Annotated in this window: 3 protein-coding genes; all 3 read right to left on the bottom strand. The window is 43.5% G+C overall.

The window, feature by feature from the left end:
• Positions 1-249 precede the first annotated feature (249 nt).
• On the bottom strand, positions 250-798 hold the full coding sequence (locus ACJ751_RS08390) for a carboxymuconolactone decarboxylase family protein (protein WP_407745043.1): 549 nt from the start codon (positions 796-798) through the stop codon (positions 250-252).
• Between the two features lie 107 nt (positions 799-905).
• Entirely contained in the window at positions 906-1775 is an 870-nt protein-coding gene (locus ACJ751_RS08385) for an EamA family transporter (RefSeq protein ID WP_407745042.1), read from the bottom strand.
• A gap of 224 nt (positions 1776-1999) precedes the next feature.
• On the bottom strand, positions 2000-2428 hold a 429-nt coding region (locus ACJ751_RS08380; RefSeq protein WP_407745041.1), incomplete at its 5' end, for a GNAT family N-acetyltransferase.

Raw genomic sequence — 2428 nt, 5'->3', positions numbered from 1 at the left:
GCCATATTTTTCAGTACGTTGCCACATCCGTTGTATCATACCCCGGGCGATGAAGCATCAACAATTAATATAGAAAAGCTCACAAAGATGACCCGCTGGATGTATGCCACCGGCTTTAGTGTAGCAAATGCGGCCAGTCGCCCACGACTTGAACCGGGCTTTAAACTCGAACGGTAATCAGTTACATGTCAGGAGAGGAGCCCTCCCGATGAATCGGGAGGACTTCGTGTTTATATGGAGTGTGTTATATTAAGCAACGGTGGCAGGTAGGGCAGGGGCTGCAGGAAAATCAAGCGGTACGTTGGTGACAGCATACAGGTAGTTGGTGATTGTTTTATCACCAATTAAAATGATGGTATCAACCAGGTTTTCATTGTTATAACCCGCTTCGAAAAAGTTATTAACTGCATCCTCACTGGCTTTACCAAAATTCCCAACAAAGCTTTTAGCCAAAGCAGCCAGGGCGTTGTATTTACCATCGAATGAAACGGCGCCGCTGCGGATCTCCAGTATTTGATCGTCAGTAAAGCCATTTAATTTGCCAATAGCAGTGTGGGCGGCTAAACAGTATTCACAACCATTTGCCTGGCTAACGGCCAGATTAACTACTTCTTTTTCTTTTGCCGTTAAGGAATAAGGGCCGCCTGACAGGGACAAATAAGCACCCAACGCATTTTTTGAATAAGCCATTGTCGCAAACAGGTTGGGGACTTTACCTATTTTCTTTTTCAGGGTATCAAAAATGGCTTGGTTAGCTTCGGTAACGTTTTCTCTTGTGGGAACTGTGAAAGTTTTCATTGTTATTAAGTTTTTGATTTGTTTTCGTCGTTATTGACGATGTAAAATTGCAAAACAAAAGGCCCTTCCATCATGCGCTCTTTTCCCGAAAACTTGCACTTTTTTCCCTATTTATCCCTGCTGTGCATATTCAGGTAAACAATGGCGCAAAGCATGATGGTTATGCCTATCCACTGCATGCAATGAATTTGTTCTTTCAGCAAGAGAGAAGCACATATGATGGCTACGGGCATTTCAGCCACCATTAGCACCGAGCTTACCGATGCACCGATTTTAGGAATGCCTTTGGCAAACAGCACGGGTGGAATGATGGTGCCGAATAATGCCAGCAGACCTGTCCATTTAAAAAAATCACTTGTCAGCGGAAGACCGCTTGTTAATTGGTGACAATTTATAAGTAAAATGCTGACAGCAGCCCCTGTTACCGTAATGGCGCTTCTTTTTATGTCAGGAATATCTTTCCCCACCTTGCTATTGGCAACGATATAAAGGGCATATAAAAGCGCTGAGGCAAAGGCAATACAAATGCCTTTTAATGAAAGCGCGGTTGCCGCCGTAATGCCGCCTGTTGCCAGCATGGTTCCAATAAGTATACATGCAATGGAAATTAATAGCCGCTTACCAGGCCTGTTTTTTAGCAGGTACCAGTCGAGCAATACGGTGATCCAGGTAAATTGCATCAGCATAATAATGGCGATGGAAGCTGGGATGTATTTTACCGACAGGTAGTAAAGAAAAGTGGTTAACCCGATGGCGGCGCCTGTCAATAATAAAAGCAACCAGTTCTTTGCAGAGATGAGTGCTGTCTTTTTTTTCTGGAAAAAAACAATAACCCAAAGCACACCGGCGCCCAATAATGCCTGAACAAAGGACACCTGGGCCGCATTAAAACCTTCTGCATACGAGAGCTTAGCCAAAGAAGAAAGAATACCGTAGCTGCATGCTCCGGCAAAAACCATAAGAATATATTTAGACATTGTCTATTCGTTGTTTTGACTATTATAAAGTGGAATCGTAAGCGGGAACAGACAAAACAACTGAGGTCCCATTACCTGTAATGAGATGGCTATTGCAATAAATGCAAGGGATCTATTTAACCGACAGTGATTTGCCTGTTAAATAGCGGGCGGAGGAAGAATGGAGAAAGATGATCTGAGCGCCATACAATTTGATTTTTGAGGCAAATTTATTGAAAAACAGGCTAATTAGCACTTGTCTCAAACGCTTCCCGGTCAATTTTATACCAGTTATGTGTAAAGCCATGATATTCGAACTTTTGGATAAAATGCAGACCTGCTTTGAGCAGCACATGATGAGAAGCGGCATTATTGCTGTCGGTTATTGCGTAAACGGCAGAGGCTTGCATTTCATTAAAAGCATAGGCCAGCGAGGCGCGGGCTGCTTCCGTAGCAATGCCCTGTCCCCAGTATTTTCTCATTAACCGGTAACCCAGGTCGAGGTAGTTGATGTGGTTATTGATTGACTCCGTGATCAATTTTAAGCCGGCCCAACCCAGGAAGTTGTTGGTTTGTTTATCAATTATCGACCACCGACCAATACCGTTATCTACGTATTGTTGCCTGATAAATTGGATCATTTCAGCAGCCTGTTCTTTGGTTTGAATAGGATT

The sequence above is a fragment of the Niastella sp. genome, assembly GCF_045805085.1.
In the GTDB taxonomy this organism is placed as follows: Bacteria; Bacteroidota; Bacteroidia; order Chitinophagales; family Chitinophagaceae; genus Niastella.
The sequence above is the reverse complement of the archived record's forward strand: the minus strand, read 5'-3'. Positions and strand labels throughout refer to the sequence as shown.